Origin of the sequence: Nocardioides sp. Bht2 (assembly GCF_047308515.1) — a bacterium.
GTDB lineage: Bacteria > Actinomycetota > Actinomycetes > Propionibacteriales > Nocardioidaceae > Nocardioides.
The window spans coordinates 261,559-278,056 of the sequence record NZ_JBLBWI010000001.1 but is presented as its reverse complement, the minus strand read 5'-3'; the positions used below and the strand labels follow the sequence as shown (position 1 = coordinate 278,056).

Genomic DNA, 16,498 nt, shown 5'->3' with positions numbered 1-16,498 from the left:
GCAAGTAATGGAGAGCGCGATCCGTACCTTGGCCGACTTCACCGTCGAGGCCAGCGCGGGTGACCTGCCCAGCGAGGTTGCCGACTACACCAAGGTGGTCCTGTGCGACACGATCATCTCCGGGCTGTGCACCGGCGGGTTGGCCCGCGGCGACATGGCACGCGACCTGGCCCGCGAGACAGGAGGCGGAGCGGAGTCGCTGGTCCTGGGCAGCAGCGACCGGGTCGGCCTTTTGGGCGCCGCCTACGCCAACGCCGACCTGATGAACCTGCTGGACGCCGACGAGACCTTCTTCAACGGTGCCCACTTCGCTGCGATGAGCTTCGCGCCGGCACTGGCCGAGGCAGAGCGTGGCCACAACAACGGTGCCGACCTGGTGAAGGCCGCCGCGATCAGCTTCGACGTCAACGCCCGGCTCAATCTGGGTACGTCGCTGATGGAGTACGACGGCGACTCGTTCCGGTTCTCCCAGCTCTCCACGCACGGCTACGCCGCGCTGGGAGCGGCGATCGCGATCGGTCACCTGCGAGGCCACAGCGCTGACCAGCGAGCCCACGCGCTTGGCCTGGCCACCTGGCTGGCACCGACCGCGAAGAACGGCTACATGTCGCGGCGCCGGCGGTTCAACTCGCTGAAGTACGCCGCCAACGGTCAGATCGCGCATGCCGGCGTCACCGCCGCGCTGATGGCGGGCCGCGGCTACGAAGGTGACCTGGACGGGCTGGACCTCCAGCCCGGATTCCTGGATGCGCAGGGGTACCGCGGTGGAGACCGCGCGGCGATCACCCATGACCTCGGCCAGAAGTGGTGGATCACCGAGACGTCGGTCAAGCCGTATCCGTCGTGCCGCTACAGCCACGCCGCGATCGACGCCGTGCGGGCCTTGAACGCTGAGCAGCAACTCGACCTGGACGACATCGTCGGTATCGAGATCCGACTCGGGCCCGCGGCCTACAGCATCTCGCAGTTCCGCGAGCCACTGCGCGAGATCCCGGCGGACCATGTCGCGCCGTTCGCGATGCAGTTCAACATGCCGATGCTGACTGCGCTAGCTCTGCTGGACGTGCCGCCCGGTCCGGTCTGGCACCGCCCGGAGACGGTGCAGGACCCGCGATTGCAGGAGCTGGCCAGCCGGGTGACGGTGGCTGAGGACCCGGTCCTGGCGGCCGAGTGGCGCGCCACGATCCAGAACAGCGACGAGAAGGTGCGCCGTACTCGCGGCTCGATCTCGGTGACGACCCGGACCGGTACTCGGGACTTCGAGTCGGACTTCGCGATGGGCGACCCGTGGGCTGAAGAGACCCGTGCGGACTGGGCGTTCCTGGACCGCAAGTTCGCCTCGTTCGGCGCCGAGTGGTTCGACGCGCCGCGTCGCGCCGCGGTGCTCGACCTCTTCGAGAACCTCGAGCAGGTCGACGACGTCGCCGCGGAACTCGTCCCGTTGCTGCTGGTGGAGGGGGAGCGATGAGCCCCAGTAAGGAGAACGTCGCGTTCTCCTCGTACGGACGCCCGTGGATGATCGTGGTCCGCGGGCGGCGCGGGATGGCGTTCGACCGTTGGCTGGTCAAGCGCACCGGCTTCTCCGCGGTCTCTCTCCAGTACGCGTTGGCCGGCCAGAACCCGTATCAGCCCACGTTGCTGATGACGGTGCGTGGCGCGAAGTCGGGCGAACCCCGTGAGGTCGCGCTGCCCTACGTCCGCCGCGGTGAGAGCTACATCGTCGTGGCCTCCAAGGGTGGCGGACCGGTGAATCCGCACTGGGTCGCCAACGCCAAAGCCAACCCCCAGGTCTGGCTGCATGTGGGGCGGAAGAAGATCTCCGCGGTCGCGCACGTCGCGGTCGGGCAGGAGCGCGCGGAGCTCTTTCCTTTCGTCTGTGCGAACAAGCCCAACGTGGCGCGCTACCAGGAGCGGGCGAGCACCTTCGGGCGTGAGATCCCGCTGGTGGTGCTCACTCCCGAGGCACACGGAAAGGGGACGGTGAAGTGACGGCGACAGCCGAGCGAGGGCTCCTGCTCTCGCCCTTCAAGGTCGGCTCGCTCCAACTCCGGAACCGGGTGGTGATGGCTCCGCACAGCACGCACTACGCGGACCGGGTCGAGTCGGACCGGCTGACCGCCTACTACCGGGCTCGCGCCGAGGGTGGCGTCGGCCTGATCGTGCACGAACCCGTGATCGTGCACCCGAGCAGCCTGTCGCGGGTCGGCAAGATCTGGGGGTACGCCCGGGAGAACGCCGAGGCGTACCGGGCCACCACCGATGCCGTCCACGAGGCCGGGGCAGCGATCGTCTGCCAGATCATTCACAACGGTCGCCAGGTTGATGGCCACGAGTCGCAGATGCCAGCCTGGTACCCCTCGGAGGTCCAACGCGGCGGCACGATCGAGATCAGCCATGCGATGACGGTCGAGGAGATCGCCGAGGTGGTCGAGGGCTTCGTCGAGACCGCACGGATCTGCGCTGCAGGTGGGTTCGACGGGGTCGAGGTACATGCCGCCCACGGTTATCTGCTGCAAGGATTCCTCTCACCTGCGACGAACCAGCGCACTGACCATTACGGCGGCACGGTGCAGAACCGGACCCGGATCGTGCTGGAGATCATCCGGGCGATCCGGGCGGAGCTGGGTAGCGAGTTCGTGATCGGTGTCCGGGTTACCGGGGACGAGGTCCAGCCCGGTGGGCTGAACCCCGAGGACTGCGTCGAGATCTCCGCACTGCTGGCTCCCGAGGTCGACTATCTCTCCGTGGTCTCGGGAAGCCTGGCCTCCTACGACCGGATCGTTCCGGAGATGTCCTTCGAGCGAGGCTTGAACGTCCGGCTCGCGGGGCGGATCCGGGCGGCCGTTGCGCCGGTACCGGTCCTGGTCACGGGCCGGATCCCTGATCCCGAGACCGCGGAGCGAATCCTGATCGAGGAGGATGCCGATCTGATCGGGCTCGCTCGGGCGTTGATCGTCGACCCGCAGTGGGTCGCGAAGGTCGCCTCAGGAGCCACGGAGCAGATCCGACCGTGTGTCTACGCCAACGACTGTCGTGACTCGATCGGCGGGCGTCGGGCCCTTGTCTGCATGGTGAATCCCGATGCCGGACGTGAACGGGAGCTGGTCAGGATCGAGCCGCGTGCCGCGCGTCGCGTGCTGGTGATCGGCGCCGGTCCGGCAGGTCTGGAGGCGGCGCTGACGGCGTCCGCGAACGGCGACCAGGTGACGTTGCTCGAGCGGTCGTCGAAGATCGGCGGCCAGCTGAACCGGGCCAGCGCTCCCAAGAGCCGGCGCGAACTGGGACGCCTACTGCGGTACTACCAGCAGCAGCTCGCAGCCTCGTCGATCGAGCTGCGGCTCGGGGTCGAACCGGATACGGCGATGCTCCGGTCGCTCGACCCGACCATGATCGTGCTGGCAACGGGCGCGGTCCCGGTCCCACCGACCAACGCCGTGCTGAGCGCTTGGGAGGTACTCGGCGGTGCCACACTCGATGCGAAGCACGTGGTGCTCCAGGACGTCGCGGGTGGAAACGGTTGGCCGCTCTTCGCCGCCGCGGAACTGCTTGCCGATACCGGTCATGAGGTCACTGTGGTGACCGCCGCTACGGCGCTCGGGACCGGCATCGAGGCAGCTGCACTGCCACCGCTGATGCGTCGCTTCAAGGCCCGCGGAGTCCGGGTGGAGATGCACAGCCGCGCGCTGCCCCATCCGGAGGGGGTCGTGGTCGTGCGCAACGACACCGACGAGGAACGGATCGTGCCGGGAGCGGCACTGGTGGTCGAGAGCGGACGGCGCAGCGCTGGCGTGGCTGGTGCCTGGGACGGGCTGGGCGTGCCGGTGGTCGCGGTCGGCGACGTACTCGCGCCGCGTCGGTTGGCGACGGCGCTGGCCGAAGGCCGACGGGCGGGCGCGGCGTCGTTCGCCAAGGACGGGGTGGCGTGATGCATGACGAAACTCTGAAGCGAGGGGAAGCTGATGCTCTGGTACACCTGTAAGCGCCTGCTGATGCTGGTGCCGGTCGCGATCCTGGTCTCGATCGCCACCTTCGCGCTGCTCCTCGCAGTTCCCGGCGACCCGGCCGCCGAGATCGCCGGACCCAATGCCACCGAGGCGCAGATCGCTCTGGTCCGAGAGCGCCTAGGTCTCGACCAGTCGATCCTGCAGCAGTATCTGAGCTGGCTGGGTGGCGTCGTCCAGGGTGACTTCGGTACCTCGTTGTCGTCGGTCCGCCCGGTCACCGAGATGGTGGTCGAACGGCTACCGGTCACCTTGTCGCTCGCCTTCGTCGCGCTGCTTCTGGGCACGGTCTTCGGAGTCCTGCTGGGCACGATCGCCGCGTTCCACAAGGGACGGTTGCTGGATCGCTTCTTGACGATCTTCGCCTCCCTCGGCATCGCCACCCCCAACTACTGGCTGGGCCTGCTGCTGATCTTGGCCTTCTCGTTGACCTTGGGCTGGTTCCCGTCGGCGCAGTACGTGCCGATCGAGGAAGGTGTCATGGAGTGGGGCCGACACCTGGTGCTGCCGGGGTTGGCTCTGGGCGCTGCCTTCGTCGCCGAGACCACCCGGCAGGTCCGTAGCGCGGTACTGGAGGTCAAGGACCTTCCGTACATCACCACTGCCAAGGCACAGGGGATGTTGCCTCGAGCGGTGATCGGCAAGTACATCGCCAAGAACGCAGCGGTCCCGGTGCTCACCGTGATCGGGCTCCAGTTCACCCGGATCCTCAGCGGAACTGTGCTGATCGAGCAGATCTTCGGCCTTCCCGGGATCGGCACCTTGATGATCAGCGCCGTCCTCGGCCGCGACATGCCGGTGGTTCAGGGCGTGATGTTCGGTGCAGTGATGGTCGCGGTGTTGATGAACCTGCTGGTCGACCTGTCGTATGCCGCCCTCAATCCGAAGGTGCGGACCCAATGGAGTTGAGAATGAAGCAGATGCGTATCGGCCGACGGCGAGCCCAGGAGACACCTGCCAGCCGCGGCTTCGTGGTCAGGTTCCGCGAGCAGAAGGCGCCGATGGTGGCGCTCTTCTACCTGGTGATCCTGGTCGCTGCCGCGATCCTGGCCGGGCCGTTGAGCCCCGCCGAGCCCACGGCCCAGAACCTGGAGTTGGTGATGGCCGACCCTTCCTTGGCCCATCCTCTGGGGACCGATCAGTTGGGGCGGGACGTGCTTTCCCGGATGCTGCATGCCGCTCAGCTGTCGTTGATGGCGGGTGCGATCGCGGTCAGCCTCGGCCTTGTGGTGGGGGTGCCGATCGGCCTCCTCGCCGGCTACGCCGGGGGCCGCACCGACCGGCTGGTGATGTTCGTGACCGACACGATGATGGGCTTCCCGCCGATCCTGCTGGCGATCGGCGTGGTGGCAGCGCTCGGTCCCAGCATCACCAACGCGATGATCGCCGTCGGCATCATCTTCATCCCGCGTACGGTCCGGGTTACCCGTGGCGCTGCGCTCGCGATCCGCAACGAGACCTACCTCGAAGCCTCGCGCAGCATCGGCACACCGACGGGCCGGATCCTGCGGACCCATGTACTGCCCAACGTGTTGCCACCGGTGATCGTGCAGGCGACCTTGATGATCGGCTTCGCCATGCTCAGCGAGGCGAGCCTGAGCTTCCTGGGTCTGGGTGCCCAACCCCCGGAGGCCAGTTGGGGATCGATGCTCGCTTCAGCCTCGCGCGACCTTGATCGCCAACCGTTGTTGATGATCTGGCCCGGTCTCGCGATCGCGGTGACCGTGTTGGCACTCAATGTTCTCGGTGACGGACTACGTGACTCATTCGGACGGGAGGTGCGACGCGGATGACGCGGGAAGCGCTGCGGGAACCAGCTCAGGAGCATGAGATGAAAGGTGAGGACACTGCCACGACGCCGGTGCTCAAGGTGGAGAACCTGGCCGTCGAGTTCCGTACCGGCGCCGGGCTCGCCCGGGTCGTCGACGACGTCTCGTTCGAGGTCGGAGCCGGCGAGACGATCGGCTTGGTGGGGGAGTCCGGTTCGGGGAAGACCGTTACCTGTATGGCGATTCCCCGGCTCCTGCCGGCTTCGGGGCGGATCGTGTCGGGCTCGGTGAGCCTCGCCGGACAGGAGCTGACCGGACTCTCGGAGCGGGAGATGCGCGCCGTCCGCGGACGCGACATCGGGGTGGTCTTCCAGGAACCGTCAGCGAGCCTCAACCCCGCTTTCACCATCGGGCACCAGATCCAGGCGGTGATCCGGAGACATGAGGACGTCTCGCGTGCCCAAGCACGGGGTCGGGCGATCGAACTGTTGCAGCTGGTCGGTATCCCGCGAGCAGACCTCCGGGTCGATGCCTATCCCCATGAGTTCTCTGGCGGGATGGCGCAGCGGGCGATGATCGCGATGGCGTTGGCCTGCTCGCCGAAGCTCTTGCTGGCAGACGAACCGACCACCGCGTTGGACGTAACCATCCAGGCGCAGATCATCGAGCTCTTCGCCAGGCTCCAGGAAGAGCTGGGGATGGCGATGGTTTTCGTCAGCCACGACCTCGCCGTGGTCGGTGAGCTGGCCAACCGGATCCATGTCATGTACTCCTCGCAGGTGGTGGAGGCGGGAAGCCGGGACCAGGTGCTCGGCCGACCGGAACACCCGTACAGCGAAGGGTTGTTGGCGGCGATGCCGCAGCTGACCGACGAAGCCGGACGGCTCAACGTGATCCCGGGACACGCCAGTCCGGCGACCGAGTATCCGATGGGTTGCCGCTTCGCCGAGAGATGTCGCTACACCGCCGAGGAGTGCCGACGAGCACCTGTCGCCCTGGAACAGGTCGGCGTACCCGGGCATGTCTCGAGGTGCGTGCGACGTCATGAGCTGGAACTGCGAGGTTGGTCATGAGCGAGACGGTGCTGGAGGCGCGCGACCTGGTCGTCCGTTTCCACAAGAAGCGGGCGCTGCGTCGCCCGCAGGTCATCCACGCGGTCAACGGGGTCTCCTTCTCCTTGGCCAAGGGCCGCACCTTGGCCCTGGTCGGGGAGTCGGGCTCCGGCAAGTCGACGACGGCGCGTGCGTTGCTGCGCCTGGTGGAGCCCAGCGCGGGATCGGTCTCCCTGCTGGGAACCGAACTCACCGGATTGGACCGGCGGGCGATGCGCTCCATGCGCAGGCACGCCCAGATGGTCTTCCAAGATCCCTACTCATCACTCGACCCGTCGATGACTGTCGACGAGATCGTGGCGGAGCCATTACGTGTCCATACTGAGATGAACGCGGTCGAGCGGGCCGCGCGGGTGAAGGAGTCGCTGGAGCTGGCGGGCCTCTCCGCCCGGTTCCTGGGGCGGCGTCCGCACGAGTTCAGCGGCGGCCAACGGCAGCGGATCGCCATTGCTCGGGCGTTGGCCACTCGCCCGGAGGTGGTCGTGGCGGACGAGGCGGTGAGCGCCCTCGACGTCAGCACCCGTAACCAGATCCTCAACCTGCTCAAGGATCTGCAGGCGGATCTGGGCCTGTCCTATCTCTTCATCTCGCACGATCTGGGGGTGGTCTCCCACCTCGCACATGAGATCGCGGTGATGTACCTCGGCACGATCGTCGAGCAGGGAAGTACTGACGAGGTCTTCGCGAACCCGGCGCATCCCTACACCCGGGCGCTGCTCTCCGCGGCGCCGTCGACCAGCCTGGACGGTCAGGTCGACCGGATCAGGCTGGGCGGTGAGCCGCCGGACCCGAGCGCGCCGCCGAGCGGCTGTTACTTCCACGGCCGCTGCGCGGAGGCGATGCCACAATGCGCACAGGTAGCTCCGTTGCCGGTGCGGATCGGCACCACCTCGGAGGTTGCCTGCCACCTGCACGGAGTGCCGGTCGGATGAGCGTCTCGTCATCCGAGGTGCTCGCGTTGGAGGACCGGGCTGCCATCGAGGATCTGTTCGCTCGTTATGCCCGCGCGGTGGACCGGTGCGACTGGGTGCTGCTGCGCTCGCTGTATGCCTCTGACTGCGTCATCGACCACGGCGGTTACCAAGGAGATGCCGACGGGTTCGTCGATTTCGTCCGCGGGCGGCGCCCGGGGATCGTGCACACCGCGCACTACCTCGGCCAGATCCTGCTGGAAAGGGTTGCAGCGGGCAGGGTCGCCGCCGAGGTCTACGGGTGGGCGGAGCAGAGCTTCGCCCACCCCTCTCCTCTGGTTCCGGAGGGCAAGGAGGGGGTCGTTCTGCGCTCCACCTACCGCTACGTCGACCTGGTTGAGCGCCGCGGGGAGGAATGGCAATTCGTCGAGACCCATCTGGTGCTCGGTGATCTCGAGATGCGACCGCTCGACCGCCCGCCGCGGCGGCGCGCCGGCGTCAGCCAGATCCCGTCGCTCGACGATCCCCTCTATGGGTTCCTGGGCCGCTGGCGCTCAGGACCGTCTGAGTAGCGGTTTCGACCTACTACGATCGCTGCGCAACCGGTGGCGCTCACATCCGTGGGCACCACCGGTCGCGGCACCCCTGTTCTGATCCGAACCAGCATGAAATGAGAGTGATCCACCATGGCGCGACGCCAGTCGGGTGAGGACTCTGCCTACCGTGAGGCGAAGCGTGCCGAGTTGCTCAAGGTCTGCGCCGAGCTGATCGCTCGGCGTGGGTATGCAGCGACCACGGTGCGCGAGATCGGTGACGCCGCCGGTCTGCTGTCGGGGAGCCTGTACTACTACTTCAAGTCCAAGGAGGACATCCTCGAGTCGCTGGTCAGCGGCCTGCAGGACGTTCTCTGGGCGCGGTACCAGGAGATCATCGACTCCGCCGACAGCCCGCGGGTGAAGTTGGAGCGTGCCCTTCGGGTCTCGCTGGAGACCATGCACACCCACAACGACGAGGTCCGCGTCTACCAGAACGAGGGCGCGCTGTTGCACCTCAACGAGCGGTTCAAGCCGATGGCGGCCCGTCGTCATGACTTCGAGTCGATGATCAGTGGTTTCCTGGCCGAGGGGATCGAGGCCGGGGAGTTCCGTTCCGACCTGCGGGTGCAGGTCTCGTTCCGGTTGATCCGTGACTCGGTCTGGCCGGTGGTGCACTGGTACCGCCCGGGCGGCGACGTCACGATCGATGAGGTCGCCGACGAGTACCTCGCACTGCTCTTCGACGGCCTTAACCCCCGCTCAATGTGACCTCAGCGCTCGGAATTCACTGAATTCCGAGCGCTGAGGTCACATTGAGCGGTGGGGTTAGACGCCGTAGCCGCCGTCGACGTCGAGCTTCTGGCCGGAGATGAAGCCGGCCCGGTCGGAGGCCAGGAAGAGCGCGGCTTCGGCGATGTCGAGCGCGGAGCCGAAGCGGCGCAGGGGGATGTTCTCGCGGGTGATCGCGAGTGCGGCCTCGTCGAGGTCGCCGTTGGCGATCAGCCGCTCGGCCATGCCGTCGGTGAGCATGCCGGGGCCGACACAGTTCACCCGGACGCCGAACCGGCCCTCCTCGGCAGCGAAGCCGCGCGCCAGCGCCTCGACCGCCGCCTTCGGACCGGACGAGAGGCCGTCGCGCTTCGGGTAACGGCTGGTCGCGGCGGTGCTCACCACGACGACCGAGCCACGCGACTCGCGCAGGTGGGGGAGGGCGGCGCTGATCAGGTTGAAGAACCCGTCGACGTCGATGTGCACCTGGCGAGCGAAGTCGACCGGAGAGACCCGGGAGAGGTGGACCATCGGCACGTGCGGTCCGGCTGCGTGGATCAGGGTGTGGATGCCGCCGTGGGTGGCCGCTGCGGCGTCGACACTCTCCTTGACGGCGTCCGCGTCGGTGAGGTCGAGCGGTGCGGCACTGCAGGACGCGCGGTGTGCCCGGAGTTCGCCGAGGAGCTCGGCTGCCGCTGTTTCGGCGGAGCGGTAGGTGAAGTGCACCGTGCTGTCTTCCTCTGCGAGTCGGCGGCAGATCGCTGCCCCGATCCCGCCGGTGCCGCCACTGACGAGCGCGGTACCTGGGCGCTGACCGAACATGGGGTCTCCTCTCAGTTCATCAAGCAAGCGTTTGATTGTATCCAGGGCAGGGTTCCGCCGTCGAGGGGCGGGGTGGCCTGCCGCCGACCCCCCTGGTCTAGACGACCCGTCTTGCTCTGTGCTCAATCTTGGATCTGATCCACGCTTCGTCTTTAAAGTTGGTGAGTGGATTGTCTCCCTGCCGCCGGTGGCCCCTCCGTCTTTCCGATCATCCTGGGGGCAGGGCTTCTCCTCGTTGGATTGATCGCGATGAGCCGCCGGAACCTCCGCGCCGCAGCGGTGGGTCTCCTGGTGCTGGCGGTTCTCTGTGGCTCCGCTGCGGCACCCCTCGAGCGGGCCTCGGCCGACAGCGGCTGCCCGCCGGCCGGCCAGCTCGACGACAACGAACAGTCCGAGCCCGGGCACGGTGATGGCACCGAGCCCGGCGGAGTCGACCCGGAGGGCGAGAGCGCCACGCGGTTCGCGGTCACCTATGCGGCAGGAACGGGCGGCAAGGTCACCGGTGACCTCACCCAGCGGGTCGTGAAGGGGGCCGACGCCACTCCGGTCACCGCGGTCCCCGATGCCGGCCACACCTTCGTCGACTGGAGCGACGGCGTCAGCACCGCGCGGCGTCACGACCGCGACGTCTCTGCGAAGATCGTCGTCGAAGCCCGCTTCTCAGCGATCACCTACGACCTGACCTACGCGGCCGGGCCGAACGGCACCCTGGGCGGCACCACCGCGCAGACCGTCGCCCACGGCACCGACGGCACCGCGGTCACCGCCGTGCCCGACACCGGCTACGAGTTCGTCCGCTGGAGCGACGGCAGCACCGACAACCCGCGGGCCGACCGTGACGTGCGCGCCGACCTCTCGGTCACCGCCGAGTTCGCCGTTTCTACCTACCGGGTGCGCTACCTGGCAGGCACCGGCGGCAACATCACCGGCGACGCCGACCAGAACGTGAGGCACGGCGACGACGCCACTGCGGTCACCGCTGCGCCCGACACCGGCTACGAGTTCGTCCGCTGGAGCGACGGCAGCGCCACCAACCCGCGGACCGACGTCGCGCTCGCGGCGGATCTGACCGTGACCGCCGAGTTCGCCCGACTCTCCTACGACCTCACCTACACCGCAGGCCCCGGTGGCACCCTGAGCGGCGACCTCGTGCAGAGCGTCGAGCACGGCGACGACGGCACCGCCGTCAGCGCCGCCCCCTCCGCCGGCCAGCACTTCCTGCGCTGGAGCGACGGCAGCACCGGCAACCCGCGCACCGACCTGAATGTCACCGCGGACCTCGCGGTGACCGCGATCTTCGAGGTCAACACCTACGCGTTGACCTACCTACCGGGAACCCACGGCACCGTCGCGCCGAGTGCCCCGGCCACCGTCGAGCATGGCGACGACGGCCCGGCGGTCTCGGTGACGCCCAACACCGGCTACCGGTTCGTCCGGTGGAGCGACGGCGTCACCGCCAACCCGCGCACTGACCTCGCCGTCGGTGCCGACCTCACCGTCACCGCCGAGTACGAGCTGATCACCTATACGGTCCGCTACCTCGCGGACTCCGGCGGATCTATCGGGGGCGCCGCCACCCAGACCGTCGGTCATGGCTCGAACTCGACCGTGGTCACCGCTGTTCCTGACGTCGGCCACGAGTTCCTGCAGTGGGGAGACGGCAACACCGATGCCACGCGCAGCGATGGCCCGATCACCGCGGACATGAGCATCACCGCGTTCTTCGCCACGAGCTCCTACACCCTGGCCTACACCGCAGGTACCGGCGGCACGATCAGTGGCACCGCCACTCAGTACGTCAACCACGGTAGCGACGGCAATGCCATCACTGCGGTACCCGACACCGGCTACCGCTTCGTGCGCTGGAGCGACGGCAGCACCGCCAACCCGCGGACCGATCTGAACGTGGTCTCAGACCTCTCCGTGAGCGCGGTCTTCGAGAAGCTGACCTACACCCTCACCTACACCGCCGATACCGGTGGCACGCTCACCGGCACCGCTTCGCAGACTGTCGAGCACGGCGAGGACGGCACCGCGGTCACCGCGGTACCCGATGACGGCTACGCATTCGTACAGTGGAGCGACGGCGTCACCGCGAACCCGCGCACCGACACCGGCGTGACGGCGTCGCTGAGTGTGAGTGCCGAGTTCGCGAACGCAGTGGTGCTTCCACAGCACGGTGACGCCGCCGGGGCGGTCCCGGCTGCCGGCGGCCAGCTGAAAGTGAAGAACACCGATGCCGCCGCCGCTGAATACCTGCTGGTGCCCACGAACATGTCCGGCTCCAGTCTGGCCATGACCACCTCGATCACGGGCAACGTGGGCTCGGCGATCCCCGGACAGAGCGGCAGCGCCGCCGCCACCACAGACGCCGACGCCACCCGGCGACGCAACGAGGTCGCCATCGCCGAAGCGGCTCGTGGCGGTGCCGCCGCCGGGACGCCGCTGGTCCCCGCGGCCGGCGTGCCTGCCGGCGTGGTCCCTGCGGTCGGCGACACCTGGCGGCTCAATCGGGAGATGAGCGCCGGGTGTGCCACCGGCACCGGCACGAACGCGGTCGTCAAGGCGGTCGGCGACCACGCGATCCTTGTCGGCGACGCCCAGAACCCTGCCTACAGTGGCGGCCTTGCGCCGTTGGACACCGAGACCGGTTACTACAACGAGCTGCTCAAGGCGTTCGACGAGACGATCTACCCGGCCGTTACCGGCGCGTTCGGCGCGCCGTCCGACGTGGACGGCAACGACCGTGTGGTGATCTTCGTGACCCGGGGCCTGAACGAGCTCGCGCCCCCGGCGTCGAGCGCCGTCGTCAGTGACCTGGTCCGCCCGCTGGACCTGCTGGACAAGAGCGAGTGCGCACTCAGCAACGAGGGCGAGGTCATCTACCTGCTCGCTCCCGACGCCACTGGTGCGGTCAACTCCAACGTCCGGACCGCCAGCTTCGCCAACGGCGCCTCGCTGCCTGGCATGGCGCGCCAGCTCGGTCTGCTGATCCACGACGGCGCTCGCCTCGACGCGGGTGCGGTCCTCGACGGCACCTGGCTGAGTATGGCGCTCGGCGACGCCGCCAGCGAGCGCGCCTTCTACGGAGCCTCGGTCGGCCTGACCCCGCTCGCGAACATCCTGGTCGCGCAGCTCACCAGCGGACCCAACGCCAGCAAGCGGGTCGCGGCGTTCAACACCTACGCCAACGTCGGCTTCGGCCGGTTCCGCGGCTGGCTGCAGAGCCCGCAGCGCAGCGGCCTGCTCGCGGACGGCGGAACCGGTGCGGCACGTGGGGCAGGGTGGGCCTTCCTGCGCTACGCCGCCGACCGGCATGCGAACGGGGCGCTGCCTGCCGAGGAGGCATTCTGGTCGGCGCTCGCTTCGGCGAGCGGCACGCCTGCGGCCGCCTTCACCGCGGTGACCGGTGCCGACATTCAGGTTTGGTACCGCGACTTCGTGTTGGCGATGTTCCTCGATGACCAGGCGGATGCCGGCCCGCTCGGCGCCTCCGGCAAGTGGGCCCAGCCGAGCTGGAGCTTCCGGAGCGTCTTCACGGCGCTGAACGGCTCCTACCCGTTGAGCAACGCCGTCCTTGCCGTCGATGGTTCGTCCGTGGACACCTACGCCGCCCGCGGCGGGTCGATCTACCTGCGGTTCGCGGTGGCTGCCGGCGCCACCGCCACGCTCACCTTCACCCCCGCCTGGGCCGACCCGAGCGCCGAGATCGGCTACACCCTGGTCCGGCTGAAGTGAACCTGGGCGTTGCACAGGCGTTCTTCAGGTTGACCGCCTACCGTTGGCGGCACCACTTTCTGAGATGACGAGGCTTTTTGAGAATGCGACGCCTGCGCGTAGTTGTGCCCCTGGCCGCTCTGCTGATCACCACCGTTGCCTGCGGCAATGACTCCGACGACAAGAAGTCCGACGCGGGCTCCGGCGCCGCCAGTCTCAAGGGCCTCACCGTCTCGGGTGAGTTCGGGAAGGCGCCGAAGGTCGAGGTCGACAAGTTCGACGTCGACAAGGCGACCTCCGACGTAGTGATCAAGGGCGACGGTGCGAAGGTCACCGAGACCAGCAAGATCAACTACCGGTTCGCGATGGTCTACGGCAGCAACGGCGACGCCATCCAGGACAACTTCACCGCCGAGAAGCCGGACCAGTTCGACCTCGCCCAGCAGAACGAGACGCTCGCGAAGGCGCTGATCGGCAACGCCGTCGGCAGCCGTGTCGTGCTGGCGCTGCCGGTCGAGGAGATGGTGGGCGAGGAGAACGTCGCCCAGTCCGGGCTCAAGGCCGGCGACGACCTGGTGATGATCATCGACCTGATCTCTGAGAGCGCGCCGCCGCTGGATGGTCCCGAGGGCAAGAAGCAGCAGGCCCCCGCGGGTACGCCCGGCGTCGTCGAGAAGGACGGCGCGGTGACCGGCCTCGACTTCAGCAAGTCGCCGGCGAAGCCGTCCGGCAAGCTTGAGGTGGTCACCCTGATCGAGGGCACCGGCGACGCGATCGCCGAGGGCGACAACATCACCGTCGACTACTTCGGCGCCGTCTACGGAGGCAAGAAGCCGTTCGACGAGTCCTTCTCCGGCGACCCGATCACCTTCTCGCTCGCTCCCGGCAGCCTGATCGAGGGCTGGGTGAAGGGCCTGGACGGCGTCAAGGCGGGTAGCCGGGTGCTGCTCACCATCCCCGCTGAGCAGGGCTACGGCGACAAGGCGCAGAGCTCCATCCCGGCGAACTCCACGCTGGTCTTCGTGATCGACGTGCTCGGCGTCAATCTCTGACGTTCCACCTCTTCTCGCGACGGCGTCCACCGTCGGTCGGTCCAGACGGGCCGACTGACGGCGGGCGCCGTTTTGCGGTAGCCGGTACTCGTGGGTAATGCTCGGCTCAACCGTCCGCAGGGTGAGTCAGGTCACTCACACATGGTGAGACGGGTGTATTCCACAGGTTGAACCCCTCGATACGATCCCGCGAGCGGGATCGGGGCAACGAGGCCCTGGGCACGGAGTCGGCACAGAGGTTCTGGCGTCGTCTCCGCCGAAGAACGGAGTAGTAGTGATCATCGGAGTCATCAGGGAGCAAAGCCCTGGCGAGACACGAGTGGCGGCCACACCTGCCACCGTGATTCAGCTCGCGAAGCTCGGATACGACATCGTTGTTGAGGCAGGAGCGGGCGACGCGTCCAGCTTCTCCGACGCGGCCTACATCGAGGCAGGCGCCACGATCGGCGACGCCTTGGGTGGCGACATCGTGCTGAGCGTCAACACGCCCACGAACGTCCAGTTGGACGGTCTCCGTGAGAATGCCACGCTGATCGGCATCCTCAACGCGCGGACCGAGGAGGCGACTGTCGCCAACCTCACCGCACGCCCGATCACCGCGCTGTCGATGGACGCCGTGCCGCGGATCTCGCGCGCGCAGTCCATGGACGTGCTCTCCTCGATGGCCAACATCGCGGGCTACCGCGCGGTTGTTGAGGCGGCTCACGTCTTCGGTCGTTTCTTCACCGGTCAGGTGACCGCAGCGGGCAAGGTCCCGCCGGCCACCGTGCTGGTCGCTGGCGCCGGTGTTGCCGGTCTCGCCGCGATCGGTGCCGCCGGTTCGATGGGTGCTGTGGTCAAGGCCACCGACCCGCGTCCCGAGGTTGCCGACCAGGTCAAGTCGCTGGGTGGTGAGTACCTCTCGGTGGAGTCCGCTGACGTCGAGGTCTCCGCCACCGGCTACGCCAAGGAGATGTCGGACGACTACAACTCACGTGCGGAGGCGCTCTACGCGCAGACCGTGCCGAGCACCGACATCATCATCACCACCGCTCTGATCCCGGGCCGTGCGGCTCCGGTGCTGATCACTGCCGAGATGGTCGCCACGATGAAGGCAGGCTCGGTCATCGTCGACATGGCTGCCGGCAGCGGCGGCAACGTCGAGGGTTCGGTCGCCGGTCAGGTCGTCGAGACCGCGAACGGCGTGACCATCATCGGTTACACCGACCTCGCCGGCCGGTTGCCCGCTCAGGCCTCCCAGCTCTACGGCACCAACCTGGTGAACCTGCTCAAGCTGATGACCCCGGAGAAGGACGGCCAGCTCGTCCTCGACTTCGAGGACGTCGTCCAGCGCTCGATCACCGTCGTGCGCAACGGTGAGTCCACCTGGCCGGCCCCGCCGGTCCAGGTCTCGGCCGCTCCCGCCGCCGCTCCGGCTGAGCCGGCGCCGGCCAAGGAGGAGAAGAAGCCGCTGACCACCGGCCAGAAGTTCGGTGGCGTGCTCGTCGCTGCCGCCGCTCTGGTGCTGCTGGTCGCCGTCTCCCCGGCAGTGCTGCAGCTGCAGCTCGTCACCTTCGCGCTGTCGATCGTGATCGGCTACTACGTCATCACGGGCGTGCACCACGCGCTGCACACCCCGCTGATGTCGGTGACCAACGCGATCTCCGGCATCATCGTGGTCGGCGCCCTGCTCCAGATCGGACACGACGGGAACCTCGTGACCGGGCTTGCTGCGGTAGCGATCCTGCTGGCCTCCATCAACGTCTTTGGTGGCTTCGCGGTGACTCGCCGCATGCTTGCCATGTTCTCGCGATCCTGAAACGAGCGCTGA

13 protein-coding genes are annotated in these 16,498 nt (G+C 67.9%); 12 read left to right on the top strand and 1 reads right to left on the bottom strand.

The features are described from left to right. The first annotated feature begins 7 nt into the window (after positions 1–7). The 9 genes from ACLM5J_RS01335 to ACLM5J_RS01295 all read left to right on the top strand — a co-directional run bounded on the left by ACLM5J_RS01335 (position 8) and on the right by ACLM5J_RS01295 (position 9,097). Complete coding sequence (locus ACLM5J_RS01335) at positions 8–1,468, top strand: MmgE/PrpD family protein (protein WP_413654204.1); 1,461 nt, start codon at positions 8–10, stop codon at positions 1,466–1,468. After that, the gene (locus tag ACLM5J_RS01330) at positions 1,465–1,989 is read left to right on the top strand and encodes a nitroreductase/quinone reductase family protein (RefSeq protein ID WP_413654203.1); all 525 of its coding nucleotides are present in this window, start codon (positions 1,465–1,467) and stop codon (positions 1,987–1,989) included. The genes ACLM5J_RS01335 and ACLM5J_RS01330 overlap by 4 nt, the downstream gene beginning before the upstream one ends. Further along, positions 1,986–3,926 carry an FAD-dependent oxidoreductase gene (locus ACLM5J_RS01325; RefSeq protein WP_413654202.1) on the top strand — a complete coding sequence of 647 codons (1,941 nt, stop codon included), beginning with the start codon at positions 1,986–1,988 and terminating at the stop codon, positions 3,924–3,926. Before ACLM5J_RS01330 ends, ACLM5J_RS01325 begins: the two co-directional genes overlap by 4 nt. Before the next feature lie 33 nt (positions 3,927–3,959). Further along, the gene (locus tag ACLM5J_RS01320) at positions 3,960–4,910 is read left to right on the top strand and encodes an ABC transporter permease (protein WP_413654201.1); all 951 of its coding nucleotides are present in this window, start codon (positions 3,960–3,962) and stop codon (positions 4,908–4,910) included. 2 nt (positions 4,911–4,912) lie between these two features. After that, positions 4,913–5,794, top strand: coding sequence for an ABC transporter permease (locus tag ACLM5J_RS01315; RefSeq protein ID WP_413654200.1), 882 nt, complete (start codon positions 4,913–4,915; stop codon positions 5,792–5,794). A 38-nt stretch (positions 5,795–5,832) separates the two neighbouring features. Beyond that, positions 5,833–6,843, top strand: a complete 1,011-nt coding sequence (locus ACLM5J_RS01310; protein WP_413654199.1) for an ABC transporter ATP-binding protein — start codon at positions 5,833–5,835, stop codon at positions 6,841–6,843. Then, positions 6,840–7,814: an ABC transporter ATP-binding protein gene (locus tag ACLM5J_RS01305; RefSeq protein WP_413654198.1), complete on the top strand. Its 975-nt coding sequence runs from the start codon at positions 6,840–6,842 to the stop codon at positions 7,812–7,814. Before ACLM5J_RS01310 ends, ACLM5J_RS01305 begins: the two co-directional genes overlap by 4 nt. After that, positions 7,811–8,365 (top strand): nuclear transport factor 2 family protein, encoded by a 555-nt coding sequence (locus tag ACLM5J_RS01300; protein WP_413654197.1) that lies wholly within the window; start codon positions 7,811–7,813, stop codon positions 8,363–8,365. Before ACLM5J_RS01305 ends, ACLM5J_RS01300 begins: the two co-directional genes overlap by 4 nt. Positions 8,366–8,479: 114 nt before the next feature. After that, entirely contained in the window at positions 8,480–9,097 is a 618-nt protein-coding gene (locus tag ACLM5J_RS01295) for a TetR/AcrR family transcriptional regulator (RefSeq protein ID WP_413654196.1), read from the top strand. Positions 9,098–9,154: 57 nt separating this feature from the next. Here ACLM5J_RS01295 and ACLM5J_RS01290 read toward each other — a convergent pair whose 3' ends face one another. Next, positions 9,155–9,919, bottom strand: a complete 765-nt coding sequence (locus ACLM5J_RS01290; protein WP_413654195.1) for an SDR family NAD(P)-dependent oxidoreductase — start codon at positions 9,917–9,919, stop codon at positions 9,155–9,157. Positions 9,920–10,168: 249 nt separating this feature from the next. On the opposite strand from ACLM5J_RS01290, the gene ACLM5J_RS01285 reads away from it, so the two are divergent. The 3 genes from ACLM5J_RS01285 (at position 10,169) to ACLM5J_RS01275 (ending at position 16,486) form a co-directional block, all read left to right on the top strand. Next, on the top strand, positions 10,169–13,657 hold the full coding sequence (locus ACLM5J_RS01285) for an InlB B-repeat-containing protein (RefSeq protein ID WP_413654194.1): 3,489 nt from the start codon (positions 10,169–10,171) through the stop codon (positions 13,655–13,657). Positions 13,658–13,740: 83 nt separating this feature from the next. Next, positions 13,741–14,688 carry an FKBP-type peptidyl-prolyl cis-trans isomerase gene (locus tag ACLM5J_RS01280; protein WP_413654193.1) on the top strand — a complete coding sequence of 316 codons (948 nt, stop codon included), beginning with the start codon at positions 13,741–13,743 and terminating at the stop codon, positions 14,686–14,688. A gap of 274 nt (positions 14,689–14,962) precedes the next feature. After that, complete coding sequence (locus ACLM5J_RS01275; protein WP_413654192.1) at positions 14,963–16,486, top strand: Re/Si-specific NAD(P)(+) transhydrogenase subunit alpha; 1,524 nt, start codon at positions 14,963–14,965, stop codon at positions 16,484–16,486. Positions 16,487–16,498: the final 12 nt, after the last annotated feature.